This is a genomic window from Syntrophotalea acetylenica (genome assembly GCF_001888165.1).
Taxonomy (GTDB): domain Bacteria; phylum Desulfobacterota; class Desulfuromonadia; order Desulfuromonadales; family Syntrophotaleaceae; genus Syntrophotalea; species Syntrophotalea acetylenica.
In genome coordinates this window covers 3,046,315-3,065,049 of record NZ_CP015455.1, presented here as the reverse complement: position 1 = coordinate 3,065,049, position 18,735 = coordinate 3,046,315, and the positions used below count along the sequence as shown (strand labels likewise).

General features: G+C 58.5%; 16 protein-coding genes. 10 read left to right on the top strand and 6 right to left on the bottom strand.

Features of this window, described 5'->3' with window-relative positions; translation table 11 throughout:
- Positions 1–185: 185 nt before the first annotated feature.
- Positions 186–1,388, top strand: coding sequence for a methionine adenosyltransferase (locus A6070_RS14355; RefSeq protein WP_072286396.1), 1,203 nt, complete (start codon positions 186–188; stop codon positions 1,386–1,388).
- A gap of 84 nt (positions 1,389–1,472) precedes the next feature.
- Here the strand turns inward: A6070_RS14355 and A6070_RS14350 are convergent, their stop codons facing one another.
- Genes A6070_RS14350 through A6070_RS14340 form a run of 3 tightly spaced genes read right to left on the bottom strand, consistent with a single transcriptional unit; the run spans position 1,473 to position 3,388 of the window.
- Complete coding sequence (locus A6070_RS14350; protein WP_072286395.1) at positions 1,473–1,706, bottom strand: thioredoxin family protein; 234 nt, start codon at positions 1,704–1,706, stop codon at positions 1,473–1,475.
- Positions 1,707–1,757: 51 nt separating this feature from the next.
- Positions 1,758–3,071: a permease gene (locus A6070_RS14345; protein ID WP_072286394.1), complete on the bottom strand. Its 1,314-nt coding sequence runs from the start codon at positions 3,069–3,071 to the stop codon at positions 1,758–1,760.
- Positions 3,072–3,073: 2 nt separating this feature from the next.
- On the bottom strand, positions 3,074–3,388 hold the full coding sequence (locus tag A6070_RS14340) for an ArsR/SmtB family transcription factor (protein ID WP_072286393.1): 315 nt from the start codon (positions 3,386–3,388) through the stop codon (positions 3,074–3,076).
- 179 nt (positions 3,389–3,567) lie between these two features.
- Here A6070_RS14340 and A6070_RS14335 point away from each other — a divergent pair, with 179 nt between their 5' ends.
- Complete coding sequence (locus A6070_RS14335) at positions 3,568–4,224, top strand: epoxyqueuosine reductase QueH (RefSeq protein ID WP_235605475.1); 657 nt, start codon at positions 3,568–3,570, stop codon at positions 4,222–4,224.
- 93 nt (positions 4,225–4,317) lie between these two features.
- Here the strand turns inward: A6070_RS14335 and A6070_RS14330 are convergent, their stop codons facing one another.
- Entirely contained in the window at positions 4,318–6,567 is a 2,250-nt protein-coding gene (locus A6070_RS14330) for a hybrid sensor histidine kinase/response regulator (protein ID WP_072502110.1), read from the bottom strand.
- A 254-nt stretch (positions 6,568–6,821) separates the two neighbouring features.
- Positions 6,822–7,979 (bottom strand): recombination-associated protein RdgC, encoded by a 1,158-nt coding sequence (gene rdgC / locus A6070_RS14325; RefSeq protein ID WP_072286390.1) that lies wholly within the window; start codon positions 7,977–7,979, stop codon positions 6,822–6,824.
- A 250-nt stretch (positions 7,980–8,229) separates the two neighbouring features.
- Here rdgC and A6070_RS14320 point away from each other — a divergent pair, with 250 nt between their 5' ends.
- Positions 8,230–11,055, top strand: coding sequence for a GPMC system transcriptional regulator (locus A6070_RS14320; protein WP_072286389.1), 2,826 nt, complete (start codon positions 8,230–8,232; stop codon positions 11,053–11,055).
- 5 nt (positions 11,056–11,060) lie between these two features.
- Here the strand turns inward: A6070_RS14320 and amrS are convergent, their stop codons facing one another.
- A complete protein-coding gene (gene amrS, locus A6070_RS14315; protein ID WP_072286388.1) occupies positions 11,061–12,083 on the bottom strand; it encodes an AmmeMemoRadiSam system radical SAM enzyme in 1,023 nt (340 codons plus the stop codon).
- Between the two features lie 316 nt (positions 12,084–12,399).
- Here amrS and crcB point away from each other — a divergent pair, with 316 nt between their 5' ends.
- The 7 genes from crcB to A6070_RS16595 all read left to right on the top strand — a co-directional run bounded on the left by crcB (position 12,400) and on the right by A6070_RS16595 (position 18,583).
- Positions 12,400–12,771, top strand: coding sequence for a fluoride efflux transporter CrcB (gene crcB / locus A6070_RS14310; RefSeq protein ID WP_072286387.1), 372 nt, complete (start codon positions 12,400–12,402; stop codon positions 12,769–12,771).
- Between the two features lie 33 nt (positions 12,772–12,804).
- A complete protein-coding gene (locus A6070_RS14305) occupies positions 12,805–13,152 on the top strand; it encodes a DUF190 domain-containing protein (protein ID WP_072286386.1) in 348 nt (115 codons plus the stop codon).
- A 301-nt stretch (positions 13,153–13,453) separates the two neighbouring features.
- Positions 13,454–14,578 (top strand): RT0821/Lpp0805 family surface protein, encoded by a 1,125-nt coding sequence (locus A6070_RS14300; RefSeq protein WP_083558544.1) that lies wholly within the window; start codon positions 13,454–13,456, stop codon positions 14,576–14,578.
- A gap of 319 nt (positions 14,579–14,897) precedes the next feature.
- A complete protein-coding gene (gene nifE / locus A6070_RS14295) occupies positions 14,898–16,250 on the top strand; it encodes a nitrogenase iron-molybdenum cofactor biosynthesis protein NifE (RefSeq protein ID WP_072286384.1) in 1,353 nt (450 codons plus the stop codon).
- Positions 16,238–17,533 carry a nitrogenase iron-molybdenum cofactor biosynthesis protein NifN gene (gene nifN / locus A6070_RS14290; RefSeq protein WP_072286383.1) on the top strand — a complete coding sequence of 432 codons (1,296 nt, stop codon included), beginning with the start codon at positions 16,238–16,240 and terminating at the stop codon, positions 17,531–17,533. The genes nifE and nifN overlap by 13 nt, the downstream gene beginning before the upstream one ends.
- A gap of 157 nt (positions 17,534–17,690) precedes the next feature.
- Positions 17,691–18,431 (top strand): UbiA-like polyprenyltransferase, encoded by a 741-nt coding sequence (locus A6070_RS14285; RefSeq protein WP_330220587.1) that lies wholly within the window; start codon positions 17,691–17,693, stop codon positions 18,429–18,431.
- Entirely contained in the window at positions 18,422–18,583 is a 162-nt protein-coding gene (locus tag A6070_RS16595; protein ID WP_330220586.1) for a hypothetical protein, read from the top strand. The genes A6070_RS14285 and A6070_RS16595 overlap by 10 nt, the downstream gene beginning before the upstream one ends.
- Positions 18,584–18,735 lie beyond the last annotated feature (152 nt).

Genomic DNA, 18,735 nt, shown 5'->3' with positions numbered 1-18,735 from the left:
GCGGTTCCATCCGGCGCTTCCGGATGAGCACATGCCCTTGAGGCCTAACATATTTCCCCCTCCGGAATCAAGTTGAGGCCCGCAAGGCAGACACGGCCGAATGGCTTCCGGGAAAAAGCACTGTACAATTGAAAGCGGAAGGTCGAGATGCATGGGTCCGAGACTCTGATGCAAGGAGGCGGCAAATGATTCTGGTGGAACCTTTGCAGTGCCCGGCGGTGGCCGATCAGGCTTTCGAAATCGTGGAACGCAAGGGGCTGGGTCATCCCGACAGCATGTGCGATGCCATGCTGGAGGAAGTGTCCCTGCAACTGTCGCGCTATTATCTGGAAGAATTCGGGGCGGTGTTGCACCACAATATCGATAAGGGGTTGCTGACTGCCGGCAGCACCGAAAAATGGTTTGGCGGCGGCCGAATTCTCAAACCGATGGAGTTGACGATCGGTGATCGCGCCACCGTCCTGGCAAAAGGCAAGAGGATTCCCGTTAACGAAATCGCAACGACCGCGGCCAAAGACTGGCTGAGAGGCCACATGCGGTTCGTCGATCCGGAGCGGCATCTCGACTGTCGGGTGGTTCTGTCCCCGGGATCGGAAGAACTGACCGATATTTTTGCCAGGTCCGAAGCCCTAAGGTGCGCCAACGACAGCTCAGCGGCCGTCGGCTATTATCCCTTGAGCCCGACGGAACAGGCCGTGCTGGATCTGGAACGGTATGTCAACGGTGTCGATTTCAAGACCCGGTTTCCCGACACCGGCGAGGATGTCAAGGTCATGGGGGTGCGCCGCGGCCGGCAGGTCGACTTTACCGTCGCCATGCCATTGCTGGCCCTGCAGGTTGCCAGCGAGGGGAGCTATTTCGAACGCAAACGGATGCTGCTGGCGGATCTGCAACATTACGCGGCAAGGTGGCCGGGGTTCGAGGCGGTTCGCGTCCGTCTCAATGCCCTGGATGTCCCCGGCCGCGGTCTTGGGGGTGTTTATCTGAGCCTGCTCGGGACTTCAGCGGAAGATGCCGATTCCGGCCAGGTCGGCAGGGGCAATCGCGTCAACGGACTGATCCCCGTCGGCCGCCCCATCGGAACCGAAGCGGTGGCGGGCAAAAATCCGGTAAGCCATGTCGGAAAAATCTACAACGTGCTGGCGCATCAGGCGGCGCGGGCGATTTACGAACAGATTCCGGCATTGCAGGAGGTTTACGTGTTTCTGGTCAGCCGGATCGGTATGCCCGTCGATCGTCCGCAGATGATGGCGGCCCGGATCCTGCCCGCTCCGGGGCAGCCGTTTGACATGGTCAGCCGGACAGCGCGGACTATCCTGGAAGATGCGCTGGCGAAGGTGGGTAGGCTGTGCGGGGAGTTGATCGAGGGCAAGTACCCGGTGTGTTGATTGTCGTCGGCACCTGTCCGGGGGGCGACGGCCTTGACGGCCGAAGGCCCCCGGCACAAAAATGATTGCCGACGAAGAGCCGTTTCAGGACAGATACTTTTTTAACTCGTCCGGTTTGGGTATCTTGCCAGAGACCTTGACTTCGCCGTCGACGGCCAGCGCCGGCGTCATCATGACACCAAACGCGGTGATTTCCTTGATATCGGTGACTTTGACCATCTCGTATTCGATGCCGAGCGCATCGGCGACCGCCTGGGCCTGCTCGTAAAGGGTCTGGCATTTTTTGCAGCCGCTGCCGAGAATCTGAATCTTTTTCATCATGATTTCCTTTCTATAGGTAACACATCCGTTGCTTTGGCCCGATTCCGGTCAGCCCCAGAACGTGCCGAAAATCAAACCGCTTGCGGTGGCCATGATCACCACCAGCGTGACAAATGCCAGGGTTTTTTTGGTCCCCATCACGCTGCGGATTACAAGCATGTTCGGCAGGCTCAGTGCCGGACCGGCCAGCAGCAGGGCCAGGGCCGGACCCTTGCCCATGCCGGAGCCGAGCAATCCTTCCAGAATCGGGACCTCCGTCAGGGTGGCGAAATACATGAAGGCACCGGCCACGGACGCGAACAAATTGGCGCTCAGCGAGTTGCCGCCGACCGAGCGCGCAACCCATTCCGAGGGGATCAGGCCTTCGGATCCCGGTTGTCCGAGCAGCGCCCCGGCGATGACCACTCCGATCAGCAGCAGGGGCAGAATCTGCTTGGCGAATCCCCAGGAAACATCGAACCACTCCCGCATTTCCTCTCCTTCGGTCTGCAGGATGAACGATAATTCGAGGATGCCGACCACGAAGGCAATGCCCGGGGTTTCCGGAAAAGCCAGGGCCAGAAGCGCCACCGGCAATGCTGCGAGTGCGATTTTCCACCAGCGAAGCTGGAACCAGCGCACCAGGATCAGTCCCAGCAGTGCGGCAAAACCCGCCGTGATCATCCATTTGGACGCATAGATGCTATGCCACAGGCCGGTTTCGGAGGACGGTCGCCCCCAGTTTGCAAATACCAGGATACCGACCATCGCAGCGAAGTAGACTGCATTCTGCCACAGCGGCCGGGTCACTTCCGGTTCCGGCATGGCCATGTTCGCAGGGTTTTTTTCCAGTTCTTCGTGGCGGAACAGCAGATGCATGCACAGACCGATGATAATACTGAACAGCACCGCTCCGATGGCGCGGGCAATGCCGAGTTCCGGCCCAAGGATCCGCGCCGTCAGAATGACGGCCAGGATATTGATGGCGGGGCCGGAGTAGAGAAAGGCGCAGGCCGGTCCAAGCCCGGCGCCCATGCGGTAAATGCCGGCAAACAGCGGCAGGATGGTGCAGGAGCAAACCGCCAGTATTGCACCGGAGACGGAGGCGACACCATAGGCGAGCACCTTGTTGGCGCGGGCGCCGAGATATTTCATGACCGAGGCCTGGCTGACAAAAACGCCGACGGCGCCGGCGATAAAAAAAGCCGGCACCAGGCACAGCAGCACATGCTCCCGGGCATACCAGCGAACCAGGTACAGGGATTCCCATACTGCGTTCTGCAGGCGCTCAAGACCCCGCAGCCAGTCGACAGGCAGATAGTAGCAGAGCACGAACCCGCCAACGATCCAGGCCAGCGGTTTCCATTCCTTTTTCCAATCCATGGTCAGACTCCTTGTCTGCGGCCTGATGCGGGCTGTTGGCCGAGTCTGCACAGGCACTGCAGGAAATTGAGGATGCAGGGGGCGCGCAGGCGGTAAAAAACCTGATTGCCGCGTTTTTCGCAGGCGACAATACCGACATTGCGCAGTTCGCGCAGGTGGCGTGACACGGTTGAAATATCCGCGTCGATTTTCGCGGCCAGGTCGCAGACGCATTTTTCGCCTTCCGCCAGATCTTCAACAAGATGAATGCGGGTGGGATGCGCGAGGGCCTTGAAAAAATCGCTGAAAAACAGCAGCCTTTCACTTTCGCTAGGCAAATCGTTCTCCTTTCTGGAACTTGTGTATTTGTACAATTAACCAAATACCAGCTGTTGTCAAGAGTTGTTTTGTCGGAGGGCGCGTCGGGCCGGCGTGGTGCTTGTGTGAAGCCCGCCCCGAGGATATACTGGTCGGCAGAGGCTGTTTTCCGACATGACATCCAACGGAGGTGAGTCCGGTGACTCTGGAAAATCGAAAAACTTCTGGCGATCTTCGGATTCCCGGCGGCGCGCGCCGCCTGGTGCTGCACTGCTGTTGCGCGCCCTGTGCCGGGGGCATCCTGGAAACACTGACCGGGTCCGGCGTCGAGGTGTTTCTGTTTTTCTACAACCCGAACATTCATCCGCGCGACGAGTATCTCAGGCGCAAGGAGGAGATGAAGGCCTTTGCGGCCAGACTCGGCGTGGTGGTTGTGGATGCCGATTATGCTCCGGAGGCCTGGTTCGGTGCGGTGGATGGTCTTGAGGATACACCCGAGCGCGGCGAGCGCTGCCAGACCTGTTTCCGGATGCGCCTGGAGGCCACGGCCGAATATGCGGAGTTTCACGGTTTTGAGGTTTTTGCCACAACCCTGGGCATTTCCCGCTGGAAGGATCTGGAGCAGGTCAATGCCGCCGGCCATGCGGTTGCCGCCCGGCATGCCGGAGTGAGCTTCTGGCCGGTGAATTGGCGAAAACAGGGTGGCGCGCAGCGCATGCTCGAAGTGACGCGCCGTGAAGGATTTTACCAGCAGCCATACTGCGGATGTGTCTTCAGCCTGCGCGACGCCAACCGCCGACGCGTGGAAAAGGGTCAGGAGATTATCGACCGCGATATCAGCGAATGCGATGCCTGACAAAAACAATAAGCTGTGATTTGCTGTTTCCCTGAAAAAACCGCCTGGATGTATTTAGGCGGTTTTTTTTGAAAGGTGAAACCGAAAAGGGGTTCAGCCCAGGATTTCCCGGACTTTCAGCCCGAGGGAAACGGGCGTGAAGGGCTTGGCCAGAAAGGCGCCCTTTTGCGTGTCGAGATCCCGGATGGCATGGGTATCCTGGGGGTAGCCGGAAACATAGAGCACCTTTAGGTCCTGCTGGCGGTTGCGCAGTTCCTCGGCCAGGGTGGGGCCGCTCCCGCCGGGCATGACCACGTCGGTCAGCAGCAGGTGAACGTGACCGTCGTGACCGTCGAAGACTTTCAGGGCTTCCTGGGGGCCGGATGCCTCGAGGATTCTGTAGCCGTTGCCTTTCAGTACCATGTGGGCGAGATCGCGCACCGATTCGTTGTCTTCCACCAGCAGGATGGTTTCGGTGCCCCTCTGAACCGGGCTTGCGGCCGTTTCGCGGGTCGTGTCATGTAAGGGGCTGTCGATGCGGGGCAGGTAGATCTTGAAGGTGGTGCCCAGTCCCGGCTCGCTGTAGACATGAATATGCCCGCCGCTCTGCTGCACAATGCCGTAGACCGTGGACAAACCCAGTCCGGTGCCTTTGCCCGTTTCCTTGGTGGTAAAGAACGGCTCGAAGATCTGGTTTATGGTTTCGGTATCCATGCCGCAGCCGGTATCGGTAACCGACATCATGACGTAATAGCCCGGAGCCAGTCCGGCATGCCAGCTGGAGTAGATTTCATCGAGTTCGATATTGATGGTCTCGATGGTCAGTTTACCGCCGTTGGGCATGGCATCCCTTGCATTGACGGCCAGGTTGACAATCACCTGCTCGATCTGGCCGCGGTCGGCATTGATCAGCCCGAGCCGAGGGTCGCGCATCACCACCAGTTCGACATCCGCCCCGAGGATGCGGCGCAGCATTTTCTGCATGTCGGCGGTGACCGCATTGAGATCCATTTCCCTGGTCTGCATCACCTGCCGGCGGCTGAAAGCCAGCAGTTGGCTGGTCAGGGAGGCTGCCTGTTCCCCGGCCTTGACAATCTGCTCCAGACAGCCCTGCAGGGTTTCATCGGGGTATTTCTGAAGCAGGTACTGGCTGTAGCCGCTGATCACCGTCAGCAGATTGTTGAAGTCATGCGCCACACCGCCGGCAAGTCGGCCCATGGCTTCCATCTTCTGGGCATGCAGAAACTGCTTCTGCAGGTTTTTGAGATCGGTGTTGTCGAAAAGAAACCCCTCGACGGCTTTAAGTTGTCCATCCCCGTCGTACTCACCGACCAGATTGGCAATCAGGTGCAAAGGGGTTCCATCGCATTTGCAGGTGGTAATATCGATGTATTCCATTTTTCCCTGCTGCTGCAGCGTGTCGAAAAATTCGGCAGGCCTGTCATCCTGAAAAAACAGTTCCAGCAGGTTTTTTTTCATCGCCTGTTCACGGGAGGGGAAGCCGAAGATGCGCAAAAAGGCGGGATTGCAGTCGACGAGATAGCCGTCGGTGGTTGCGATGAAATCTCCGGTCAGGTCGTTTTCGAAAAAATTTCGGTACCGGGTCTGACTTTCACGCACGCGCTCAAGGGCGTGTTTTTCCTGGGTGATGTCCCTTCCCACCGACTGAAACTCCAGGAGTTGGCCCTGTTCGTCAAAAATGGGGCAGTCGGTCCAGCTCTGCCAGCGCACCTCGCCCTCGGGGTTGCAGATTTCGATCTCGACCGTTGTCACACGCGGGTTTTCCATCTGCGACACGGCATGAGCCTCGACGGGAGGGCGCATCTTCGGGGGGGTGATATCCAGAAATTTTGCGCCAATCAGCTGCTCGCGAGTTTTCCCGAAAAAACGGCAATAGGCGGCGTTGACGAAGGTCAGGGTGGTGTCGGGTCGCCAGCGGCAGATCAGATCGACCTGGCTTTCCACCAGGGTGCGGTACTGCGCTTCACGGGTGGCCAGGTTTTCCAGCGCGGCTTTGCGTTGGTTGATATCGCAGAGTTGTTCCGCCACCATGGTCAGCTTGCCGTGCTCATCGTGGATCGGAAAGCAGCGTACTTCAAGGTGGCCGACACGGGCGTTGTATTTTTCGGTGACCAGCGGCTTGCCGCTGCGGAACACCTCCATGGCATGGCAAGGATCACAGGGCCTGCCCTGGCCGGGGTAAAAAACTTCATAGCAGCGCGGCCGCCCCTGCCGCTGTTCTTCGGGGACATAATCGTAGCCGCTGCGCCAATTGCACATGATCAGGCGATGATCGCGGTCGATGACGGCCAGCATGTCGGGAAGATGGCAAAAGAGCCGTTGAAAAATGGATGGTTTGGTCATGGTAATAAGTCATCCCTTTGTCGGCGGATCAGGCGGAAGGTGTCGGCGGCAAACGATTTATTACTTATACGCCTGATTTCCGACATTAGAAAGACATAAAAATCTACCATTTGTGGTAAAGGGTACTTGCTCGTTCGTCTCTGGTATTTTATAGGCAGCCAAAGCGGCTGGAGGGGCGGCGGAACCGGCAGGAAAGAGCCTTCGGAGTCCGGCGGGACACGTTTAAACGGATCCCGCCGGGGTACTGTTTGCCATCAACCGACGGCAGGGGGCTCAGTCAGAGGGGGGCACCACTGCTCCGACAGGCGCGCTTCGAGAAATGCGCGCAACAGGCTGTCAAACAGTTGCAGGCCTTCTTCCAGGACATACATGCGTTCAAAAAAGACCGCCAGGCGTTCACTGCTTTCGTCTGTCAACGCATCCTTTTCCAGTTTGACCGCAGGGCAGCGGTAGCCGCCGAACTGGAACAATTCTCCCTTGAGAGTCAGTTTCCATTGCAGTTCGCCTTTTTCGAGGTACAGGGTTCCCTCTCCGATGTCCTTGCCCGTTTCGAGCGCCGCCAGGGTTTCGTCAAAATGGTCCTGGGGGCCGGCGACGGTAATTTTCTGGGTGCCTTCATCGTTGCCGCCGCTCAGGACCAGCCGGTCGTTGAGATAGGCGGTGAAACCCTCTCCGTCGAGGGCCGGTCCCGGCTGGCTGACGCGGTATTCGGACCCGGAGTGGAGGGTGCGGTCGACCAGCCAGCGAAGAAAATCCCACCCCAGCCACAGGTTGTCCCTGATCTGGTCGAGCACGGCATCGTTCACTGCCCGGTTGAGGTTCTGGAATGCCGGCTTGAGGCTTTCGTCAAGCACCGCTTCTGCCCGGGCCATGGGATGTACCGCGACCAGGCGCAAGCCTTCGAAGGAGGTTTTGAACAAATTTTCGAACAGTTCGATGACCTGACCATTGAGGGTGGTCAGCGTCAGGCGGCCGTTGCGTGTATCCCAGACCGCGTCGAAGGTGGCCGGCGACGGCAGGGTGCGGGAAAGCAGGGTGCCGCGTACCGCTTCGCGCAATTCCTCGCGCTTGTTTTTGGGAACCCGCTGCAGGCCGGGATGGTCGGCAAGAAATTTCTGCTCGGCCCGTTCCAGGTGGGCCTTGAGCAGCCCGCCGGGAATGCGCCGGCGATCGCGTCGCAGACTGAAGGTGAGATAGTGGTCCCGCGCATACGCCTCGGGGGAAGTGAAATCGCAGGATTCGAAGTCGTCCAGATGGACCCATCCCACGGATTGCTCCTCGCTGCTGCCCTCGATACTCTGGAAAGCCTGTCCGGCCAGGCAGCGGCCGGCCCACTCGATGAAATCCTCCGGCGGTGTTTCGCCGACCACATTGAACTGACAGATACTTACCGTATTGGATAACAGACCCATGGGATCCTCCTTTGTCGATGAATCGTGTGCCATTTTCCGGCCAGGATGTCGAAAAAGATCCTCCATGACCGAACCGGGCTATAGGGAATACAATGTTTACCTGTCCGGAGCAAGGCTTTTCTGTCCGATGCGGGAGCTCCGGGCGGTTACCGTCCGCGCCGCGTCTTTGCAATGAGGCTTTTGACACGGAGATGCTCGAAAAGATATACTCCCCGAGTAAAAACCTTACTCAATCGCTGCCGGAGATATCATGGACCCCTTTGTAAACGCCCAGTTGAAGCTGCTCACCGATAAAATTCTCATCTACGGCAAGGAGGACCTTGACGATATCCTGCATGCGCTGGCCAAGGCGGTGCACCTTGTTACGGGCCGCAATACCATTCGCATCTATCTCGAAGACCTTACCAGGGGGGCGCTGAGTTGCGCCATGGCCACCGGCCGCCAGGCCGAGCGTATCCGGGCAAGGTTTTTCCCCATCAACAATACCGAGTTTCCCGTATCCCTGGTCTACCACACCCACGAAGAGCTGCACATGCCGGATATGTCCGCAGCCGACAACATTACGGTCCGCGAGTTGGGTGACCTGTTCGATATTCGCGCCACCTTTCACCTGCCTCTGATGCATCACGGTCGCGCCGTAGGCGTTCTGGCGGTCGACTCCAGCCGCCCCGGAGCGGTGCTCAATGACGCTCAGGCCCGTCAGCTGCGCGGTTTTCTTGACGGTGCGGTGGCGGCCGCCATCGACCAGGCCCGCCTTTATCATCAACAACTGGCGCTGTCGCGCTGGGTCGACGAAGCGAAAAAGAAAGAAGCGGCATTGTGCATGGTCAAATCGGCCGTCAAGCTCATCGACAAGCTGGCCCTTGCCGCGGTGCTGGTGCCGACCCCCCTTGGCCCCGACAGCAGCGAGGAATGTCTTCAGATTCTGGCTTCCTACGCCGATGTTCTGGAGGACAAGCGGGCCTATGAAAACCAGCCGATGGTCAACCTCGGTCCCGGCACTTCCCTGTTGTCCCGCTACATCAGCAGTGCCGGCGTTATCGTGGACGAAACTCTTCTTGAACCACTCTATTTCCCGACCCTGTCTTCGGAAATGCTGCAGAAGCGCTATCTGACCGAACAGCTCGGACTAAAATCGCTTTACGTGGTGCCGCGTTATGATGCCCGTACCCGCCGTGTCATTTGCCTGGTCAACTACTATACCCGCGGAGCCCACCGTTTCAGCGATTTTGAGAAGGGACTGCTCGAAGCCCACGCGGAGATGGCCCAGCGGGTCATCCAGGAAATCGGCGACGAGCATGTGGAAATCAAGGTTCTGTCGGAAATCAACGATCTGCTGCACGAGAAGTTCCAGGGTCTGCCTTCCTTCCTGAATCGGGTGCTGTCCAAGGCGACCGAGCTTATCGGCGCCGATACCGGCAGCATCGCCCTGGTGCGAAAGGATCAGAGCCAGCGCTGGCTTGTGGTGGAAGACCCGGATGGCAAGCTGATAGGCGCCAAGAGCAAACAACGCCTCAAAAAATACATTCCGCCGCTGCGCATCGGCAGCACCGATCTGCCCCCGGAGCAGCGCAGCCTGACAGGCTATGTCGCCCATAGCGGCCGGCCGTACATGGTCGCCGATACCATGGAGGAAAAACATGCCGGCGGCTTCTACCACGAGGTCACCAACATCATCAAAAGCGAACTTGGCGTTCCGGTGGTGTGTGACGACGAGGTCATTGCCGTCATCTGCATGGACAGCCTGCGCCCGTATTATTTCACCGACGAGCACAAGCGTATTCTGCAGATCATCAGTCGCATGATCGCGCGCCATGTTTCGGATCTGCTCTACATCGAAAAACTGACCGGGGAAGTCAGCCGCCTGGGCGGGGATTACGGCTATCGGGATCCCAATGTGTCATCCTACAAGCTTGGCAATATTATCGGCAATTCTGCCAAGGCGAGCGATATCGTCGAATTCATCCAGAAGGTTACGCCACCACTGTTCAATCGTATCACCATGTGGTTCAACAGCGAAGTGCAGGAGGCGACCCTGGGGCTGCCTTCCATCCTCATCACCGGGGACACCGGCAGTGGCAAGGAGTTTCTGTTCAACAATATCTATTCTCGCCTCAACCAGATGTATCAGCAGAATATCGGCGGCAAGAATGAGCTGCCGGTAAAAAAGACCAATATCGCCGCCTACAGCGGGGAGTTGACCTATTCCGAGCTGTTCGGGCACAAACGCGGCGCTTTTACCGGCGCCCACGCCGACCGCAGGGGGATCCTCGAAGAAGCGCATGGCGGCCTGGTATTTCTCGATGAGATCGGCGACGCCGACCCCAAAACCCAGGTGCAGCTGCTGCGCTTTCTGGACAATGGCGGTTTTGTGCGCCTTGGGGAGAATCATACCCGTTATGCGCGGGTACTGCTGGTGGCGGCCACCAACAAGGATCTCGGCCAGCTGATTCGGGAAGGGCGGTTCCGCGAGGATCTTTATCACCGGCTTTCGGAGCTATCCGTGGAGGTGCCCTCCCTCAACGAGCGCCGCGAGGATATTCCCGACCTGGCCCTGCACTTTCTGGGCAAATTGCACCAGGTTTACAAAAAAACCGACGAGTCCGAACAGGAAACTCCGGCGCTGAGCCGCGCCGCCCAGCAGTTGCTGGCACGGCATCACTTTGTCGGCAACATCCGCGAACTGCGCACCATCCTGGTGCGGGCCCTGTTTTTCCGCAAGGGGCGCAACATCGAAGAGGCGGATATCGCCCGCGTGCTGGCTTCGTTGGGACGGCATGTTGACGAACCAGCCGCCCGCAAGCTGACCAGTCAGGTGGCACAGGATGTTTTCGACCGCATCAAAAGTGGCAAGGAGGACTTCTGGACCGGTCTGCACGGCCCTTTTACGGAAAAACGCATTTCCCGCGACGTTGTCACCGAGGTTGTCGAACTGGCGAAAAAACAAGGCGCCGCCAGCATGCCGCAAATCGCGGAAATGCTAGGAGCCTGTGAGCATGCCAACGGCGAGGGTGATGACCGCCGGCTGTTCTACAAGTTCAAGAACTTTTTGTACAAGACCATCAAGATCGCCTGACCTGCCTAATCCATTCCGGCCATGCCGACCCCCGCCACGGTTTCGCCGCAGGCCGGGCAACACCCATTCCGCGGGATGGCGTTTTCCGCTACCTGGAACCCGAGGCGGCGGATCAGCTCCCTGCCGCAGCCGGGGCACAAGGTGTCGGCGCTTTCCGCCACGTTGCCCAGGTAGATGTAGCGCAGGCCCGCGGTGCGGCCGATTTCCTCCGCCTGGCGCAAGGTGGCGACCGGCGTTGGCGGTACATCGCGCATCCGGTATCCGGGGAAAAAGCGGCTGATGTGCCAGGGAGTGTCGCAACCCAGCTCCCGGACAATGTACTCGACCAGCTCCCTGAGTTCCGCCGGATCGTCGTTAAGCCCCGGCATGACCAGGGTAGTCACTTCGAGCCAGATGCCGAGATCCTTCATTTTTTTCAGACTGTCGAGTACCGGCTGCAGTCTGGCGCCGATGTGGCGGCGGTAGGTCGCGTCCCGGAACGCTTTCAGGTCAACATTGGCGGCATCGAGCCAGGAGGCGGCGATATCCAGTGTTTCGCAGGTCATGTAGCCATTGGTGACAAAAACATTGCCCAGGCCGGCGGCCCTGGCCAGGCGGGCGGTATCCTGGGCGTACTCGAAGAAGACCGTCGGTTCGGTGTAGGTATAGGCGATGGAACGGCAGCCGGTGCGCCTGGCTTCTTCGACGAGTTGGTCCGGCGTGGCGGGATGTCCACCGATGAGGTGCCGTTCGCGGGGCATCTGGGAGATCTCCCAGTTCTGGCACCAGGCGCAGCGGAAATTGCACCCCGGGGTAGCGATGGAAAAAGACCGGGACCCCGGATAAAAGTGAAACAGCGGTTTTTTTTCTATCGGGTCGACCGACTGACTGATGGTGCGGCCGTACACCAGGGTGCAGAGAACTCCTTCGCGATTTTCCCGGACCTGGCAGATTCCCCGGTGGCCGTCGTCTATGATGCAGCGGTGCGCGCACAGGCGGCAGCGTACCCGGTTATCCGGCATTTTGTCGTAAAGCATCGCCTCATGCATCGTTAAGCCTCCTTCCGTGGATTCAGGGGTGCCGGTTTGGCGTTCAGCCGGAAAATTCCAATGGGCACAACGCAATTTTCGTATGGAAAAAGAACCGTTTCCGGATAAAAACCAGTTTAGCAGTTGAACGCCGGTTTGGGAAAGGCGCGCCGCCATTCCGAAGGATAAAGCGCCGCATGATGGTCGGCGGCTTTTTGGTCTTGACAATTGTTTGCGGCTGCCACAGGAAAAAATTGACAATTTTCATGGTTGCGCGGAATAATTGGCCGGCAGCGGGTCTGATCAGGATTGATATGTCATATTCAGGGAGGGTGTAATGCAAGTAGTTTTTATAGCTGTTTTCGGTGCGTGTGGCTGCATATCGCGGTATCTGGTTTCCGGCTGGGTTTATGCGCTGGTGGGGAGGGGGCTGCCCTACGGAACGCTGGCTGTCAATATGATCGGTTCGCTGCTGCTTGGCCTGATCATGGAGGGTGGCTTGCGCAGTGCGGTGCTTCCGGCTGAGCTGCGCATGGGCATTACCACGGGCTTTATGGGCGGATTCACAACTTTTTCAACCTTTTCCTACGAAACAGTGCGTTTGCTCGAAGATGGCAGTGTTATTGCCGCCGGTGCGAATATCCTGTTGAATGTTATTGTATCTGTGCTGTTTGCCGCGCTCGGAATATGGCTGGCGCGGCAGATATGATGCTTACGAAAAGCAATGAGGGGAGATTGGCATATGAAGCTCGAAGGAGAACAGACGTTAATGCGGGTTTTCATCGGTGAGAGTGATCGCTGGAAATCCCAGCCCCTGCATGAGGCGCTTGTCGAGATGTTGCGCCGCGAGGGTTTTGCCGGCGCGACGGTGATCAAGGGCATTATGGGGTTTGGCTGCCACAGCGTAACCCATACCGACAAGCTGCTGCGCTTTTCCGCCGATCTTCCGGTGATTGTCGAGGTGGTCGACACCCCGGAGAAAATCAAGGCTATCATGCCTCGTATCGACGATATGATGTCCGGCGGCATGGTCACCCTGGAGAATGTGCACGTGATCCGTTACCGCAAAAATGAAAATTCCTGTAGCTGATCAGACAAACCCCCTGGTTTGCCGTCGAATACCTTACGCTGTTTGGTTTTGGAACGGGCCTCGGTAATAAAGGGCTGTCTGGAGTTTGTCTGCCGGTTAAAACGGGCGGAAGAGGGCTGACCTCTCCGCCCGTTTTTTTGTCGGGGATTGTAAACCGATCGGTGGAAAATGCGTCTTAAAGAAAAGAGCAAAGCATCAGGGGCGTTTTTCGCGAACCGGGACAGGCCCTGCGCGGGAAATCACCCGTCATCAACAGGCTCGGGCAAGGTTGGATAGTTCAGGGGCGCCGGGGAGGTCGGTTATGTTAAGGAAGGCATCACTATTGGCTATTGTGCTGGCGATTGCAGGCAGCGCCACCGCAAGTTTCGGCCAGCCCGCCGAAGGTCTTCACCAGTCGGAGCAGCTGGCCATGTCGGACACTCTGCAGTATTCTCTGGAAAACAATCCCGCCAACGAGGTCGCGCAGTGGGTCAACCCGGATACGGGGCATTCCGGTTCGGTGGTGCCGTTGCAGACTTATACCAACGAAGCAGGACAGCCGTGCCGTGAATTCGTTACCACCATCGTGATTGGGGGCCGAGAGGAGCAGGGCTTCGGAACAGCTTGCCGCCAGGCCGACGGTTCATGGCAGATTGTCGCGGACAGCAATGACGGTGTTCAGGACCCGCCCCCGCAAACCGACGTTTATGTAGTTTCGCCTCCGGCGTCTTATGCCTATGGGTACTATCCTTATTACCCGAGTGCCTATTACTACTATCCGTCGAGTTTTTACTATCCCTTCAATATCTATCTGAGCTTCAGTTACATTTATCGAAGCGGACATCTGCACTACGGGCTCTATTATCTGGATGGTCCACGCTTCCGCTATCGTCACCCGGTGCATATCCGTTCCCGGGTTTATATGGGGTCGCGTTTTTTCGAGCGTCACCGCTGGTATTACCGGCCGACCGAACATTACCGTCATCGCGTTTCCGTGCCGGCGCCGGCGCACAGGGAACGCTATGACCGGCGCCGGACATACCACAGGCAGGAGCCTGTAAGGCAGGCACCCCGCAGGTCCCCGGAGTTACGCCAGCCTGTTCAGCGTCGTGAGCCGAACATATACCGCTCGCCGGAGAGGCAGCAACGATCCGAGCAGCACCGCACTTCTTACCGCCGACCGGTCATCGCCCCGGATCAGGCGGGCACGGATAGGCATTATCGTACCCCGGTCAGGCAGCAGAACCAGGGCTCCCGCCAGAGCGGAATCGAGCAGCGTCAGCAAGGTTTCAAAGCCGAGCGGCGCAGCCCCCGAACCGATCAGCGTTCCCCTTCTGCCGGGCAGGAGCGCGCAACCCGGCAGGCAGAGCGTTCCGTCAACCGGACGCGTCAGCAGGGATCGGGCTCTCAGCCTGGTGGGTTTGGCGCCCGGCAGCGCAGCCGCTGAGAAAAAGGGGATGTCCCAGGATTTTTGCTTGTCATTTGTTGCGGCCGGCTGACCATCAGCCGGCCGTGCCGGTTTTTGTGCTTGTGTTGACATGCGATGGATAGATCAACATCAAAAAATCATCACCCCGTTTTTGCACGCTTTATCTGCCTGAAAAAACGTCACGGCCTGTCATTTTATCCGCATTTTATCTCTTTTGTTCATTGGTAACGGCCTGAATGTGGGGGTTTCATGCTGGCAGGGATATTGCTGTTTGCTTCCCTGAAGACGTCCAACGACCCCTTCCGGTTTTTTCTGTGTTACGAAAAGGAATCAGGCCTTGGCAACCAAACCCAAAATTCGTGAACTGCTCGACGAGAGCGCCTGCGCGCATAACAGCACCAGAAAGGCCGGTTGCCATGTGACGGTGCCCGGCGCCACCAGCGGCGGCTGCGCTTTTGAAGGGGCGCAGATAACGCTATTCCCCTATGCCGACGCCGCCCATCTGGTGCACGGCCCGATAACCTGCATCGGCGCTTCCTGGCAGACCCGCCTCAGCCATACGAGCTGGCCGGGGCGGGACATGACGCAGATGGGTCTCACCACCGGTGTCTGCAGCAACGACGTGGTTTTCGGCGGCGAGGCGAAGCTGCGGGCATCGATCGATTACATCGTAGCGCAGTACGCGCCTCAGGCGGTGTTTGTCTACAGTACCTGCGTTACGGCGATGATCGGCGACGACATTGACGCGGTCTGCCGACAGGCGCAGCAGGACCATGGCATACCCATGATACCGGTGCATGCTCCGGGCTTTGTCGGCAGCAAGAACCTTGGCAGCCGGCTGGCCGGCGAAGCGGTGCTGACCCATCTTGTCGGCACCCTTGAACCGGCGGAAATCACCCCTTTCGATATCAACCTGATCGGCGAATACAACGTCACCGGCGATATGTGGCAATATACTCCGCTGCTCGAAAAGCTCGGGATCCGGGTGCTTTCCACCCTCAGCGGTGACGGGCGGATAGCCCGTATCCGCACCGCCCATCGTGCTCGCCTCAATGTGCTGGTGTGTGCCAAGTCGCTGGTTTCGATGCCGCGCAAGATGCAGGAGCGTTACGGCATTCCTTTTATCTCCGTTTCGTTTTACGGCAAGCGCGACACAAGCGCCGCGATCCTGGCCATAGCCGAAGCGCTGGGGGATGCGGATCTGATCACCCGTACCAGGCAGCTCATTGCATGCGAAGAGGCCCGGTTGCAGGCGCGGCTGGCGCCCTTCCGGAAGATTTTTCATGGCAGAAAGGCTGTGTTGAATACCGGTGGCAACAAATCCTGGTCTATCGCTTCGGCTCTGCAGGACCTGGGTTTCGAAGTAGTGGCGACCTCGGTTCGCAAATCCACCGAGGCGGACAAGGAAAAGGCACGTCGGTATCTGGGAGAACAGGCGGTGCTGATGACTGATCCGGGCTCTCAGCAGGCCAGGATCATCGACGAAACCGGTGCCGACCTGCTGCTGGCCGGCGGGCGCAGCCTTTATACGGCTATCAAGAAAAAAATTGCCTTCGCCGATGTCAACCAGGAGAAAAAGAAAAGTTACGGCGGTTACCAAGGCTTGCTCAACCTTGCCGAGGATCTGAAGAACGCACTGGAAAATCCAGTGTTTAAAAATGTCGCACGGAGGGCCCCATGGGAGAACTGAACCGCCACAGAGAAAAACCGTTGGAAATCAACCCGATCCGCCTGTCACAGCCCATGGGTGCCGCCCTCGCGTTTCTCGGGGTCGACCGTTGCATGCCGCTGATGCACGGTGGCATGGGTTGCACTTCTTTTACGAAGGTGTTCTTTACACGCCATTTCTGTGAGCCGATCGCTATTCAGACCACCGCCGTCACCGACGTTGCCGCGGTGCTCGATGGCGGTGATGGCAGCATCGTCGAGGCGGTGCACAATATCACCAGAAAGGTCACCCCCAGCCTCATCGGGCTGCATTCCACCGGCATCACCGAAACCAAGGGGGACGATATCCGTGGCGCCGCCAAGCAGATCAAATTCCCCATCGTTCATGTGCACACTGCCGACTTTGAAGGCGGACTGGAGAGTGGATGGGGTAAAACCGTCACAGCCATGATCGAGCAGCTGGTGGAAGACCGGTCGGAGCTCCGGTCCGACAAAGTGGTATTGTTGCCGCATATTTCCATGCAGCCGATCGAGGTGGAAAAACTCAAGGAGTTTATCGGATCGTTCGGCCTGCAGGTCGTCGCTCTGCCGGATCTGTCCACCGCCCTGGATGGCCACCTGGGCCATAAACAGGGCGCCTTGAGCAGCGGCGGTGTCACCGTCGACGAGATCTTCTCCCTGGCGGAGGCCGGGGCGGTTATCTCTATCGGCGAGTCAGTGAAATTCAGCGCCGCGGCCCTGTTGAAGAAAAACCCCGCTATGCGGCATATGCACCTCGATCATGTGCAGGGGCTGGTGGCAACAGATAACCTGGTGGAAAAATTGATGGATTATGCCGGATTGCAACAGCCGTCACCAACGGTGGTACGCTGGCGCAAGCGTCTGCAGGACGTCATGCTCGACAGCCATTTTGCCCTGGGGCAGACCCGGATCATGGTCACTGGAGAACCTGATTTTCTGGCCGGTGCCTGTCAGTCCCTGACCGAGGCCGGGGCGCGTATCGGCCTCGTTCTGTCAAGCGTCGATTCGCCGCAGCTTGGTCGCATCGAAGCGGAACGGGTCGTGGTCGGAGATCTGGAGGACGCGGAAAAACTGCAGTCCGAATACGATCTTATCATCGGCAACTTCCACGCCGAAGCCCTTGCTCGCCGGTACGGCAAGGCTCTGGTGCCGCGGGGTTTCCCCTGCTGGGAGATGATCGGCAATCAATTGAAAAACGATCTTCTGTACGAAGGAGGTGCCTATTTTCTCTGCGAGGCGGCCAATGCCGCCGAGGCGATGCGAATGCAGCATCATGCCGTTTAGCTGATGTAATAATCGGCGTGCAGGTAATCGATAAGTGCCCGCGTTTGTTTGTTGACGTCTGTATCTGAAGCGCTTGCCCCTTGCCCTTTATCTTTCCCCTCCTGCGGGGTATAATCCGCTCCTCGAGTCATGATATCCGTCCGGAGGGGGGCGCTGCTTGCAAATTTTCCGAAAAAAACTGGGTTATATCCATGCCCTGCTGGAAATGATCGCATTTTCCCACTCGGTTTTTGCCTTTCCCTTTGCGTTGCTGGGCGCTCTGCTGGCGGTATTGGCCAGCGATCAATGGCCGACTCCCGGGCAACTGGGCTGGATTTGCGTGGCCATGGTCGGGGCCCGCTCCGGCGCCATGGGTCTCAACCGCATCATCGATGCCCGGCTCGATGCCGAAAACCCGCGCACCCGCGGACGCCATATCCCTGCCGGAAGGGTTTCGCGCCGCAGCGCCTGGTTGTTGGTCGCGGGATCCTTCGCCGCGTTTTTGGTAGCGGCCGGCATGCTCAATCCACTCTGTCTGACGCTGGCTCCGGCTGTTATCGCCCTGTTCGTTCTTTACCCCTACTGCAAACGATTTACCAGTCTGTGCCATGCGGTGCTGGGGATGTGCCTCGGCGCGGCCCCGGTCGGGGCGTGGATCGCCTTGCGTGGCGATGTGCGCTGGCCGGTAGTGCTGTTGGGGGGCGCCGTTTTGCTGTGGGTGGCGGGTTTCGATATTCTTTACGCGTTGCAGGACGAAGGGCACGATCGCCAGGTTGGTCTGCATTCGCTGCCGGTGCGCCTCGGCACGCGCCGCGCCCTGCAGCTGGCGCGTCTGCTCCATGCCCTGGTGCTGCCGCTGTTGCTCGGAGTCGCTGCCGGTGGCGGTTTGGGGGGATTTTTCTGTGCGGTGTGCTGGTGACGGCCGTTCTGCTGGCATGGGAACATTGTCTGGTGCGGGCGGATGATCTGAGCCGATTGAATCAGGCTTTTTTCACCATGAACGGGCTGATCAGCGTGTTGTTGTTTGTTTTTGCTCTTGGGGATGTTTTGATGCAGGTATGGAGGGCATAAGCCTCAATGTGGGGGCGCTGCCCGCGGTTTTTTCAGGGGCGCTGGGCGAGTGCCGGGGGCTTCTTGTGTCAGCCGGGCAGACAGGCCGTAAAATTGTTGGCAATCACAGGCCGCAGATGAGATGCGTGGTCGTTATTAAGGATTTTTGGCAG

Excerpts from the sequence above, each read along its gene's own strand:
- A6070_RS14355 (WP_072286396.1), top strand. The coding sequence starts at position 186 with ATGATTCTGGTGGAACCTTTGCAGTGCCCGGCGGTGGCCGATCAGGCT.
- A6070_RS14350 (WP_072286395.1), bottom strand. The coding sequence starts at position 1,706 with ATGAAAAAGATTCAGATTCTCGGCAGCGGCTGCAAAAAATGCCAGACC.
- A6070_RS14345 (WP_072286394.1), bottom strand. The coding sequence starts at position 3,071 with ATGGATTGGAAAAAGGAATGGAAACCGCTGGCCTGGATCGTTGGCGGG.
- A6070_RS14330 (WP_072502110.1), bottom strand. The coding sequence starts at position 6,567 with ATGACCAAACCATCCATTTTTCAACGGCTCTTTTGCCATCTTCCCGAC.
- rdgC (WP_072286390.1), bottom strand. The coding sequence starts at position 7,979 with ATGGGTCTGTTATCCAATACGGTAAGTATCTGTCAGTTCAATGTGGTC.
- A6070_RS14320 (WP_072286389.1), top strand. The coding sequence starts at position 8,230 with ATGGACCCCTTTGTAAACGCCCAGTTGAAGCTGCTCACCGATAAAATT.
- amrS (WP_072286388.1), bottom strand. The coding sequence starts at position 12,083 with ATGCATGAGGCGATGCTTTACGACAAAATGCCGGATAACCGGGTACGC.
- crcB (WP_072286387.1), top strand. The coding sequence starts at position 12,400 with ATGCAAGTAGTTTTTATAGCTGTTTTCGGTGCGTGTGGCTGCATATCG.
- A6070_RS14305 (WP_072286386.1), top strand. The coding sequence starts at position 12,805 with ATGAAGCTCGAAGGAGAACAGACGTTAATGCGGGTTTTCATCGGTGAG.
- A6070_RS14300 (WP_083558544.1), top strand. The coding sequence starts at position 13,454 with ATGTTAAGGAAGGCATCACTATTGGCTATTGTGCTGGCGATTGCAGGC.
- nifN (WP_072286383.1), top strand. The coding sequence starts at position 16,238 with ATGGGAGAACTGAACCGCCACAGAGAAAAACCGTTGGAAATCAACCCG.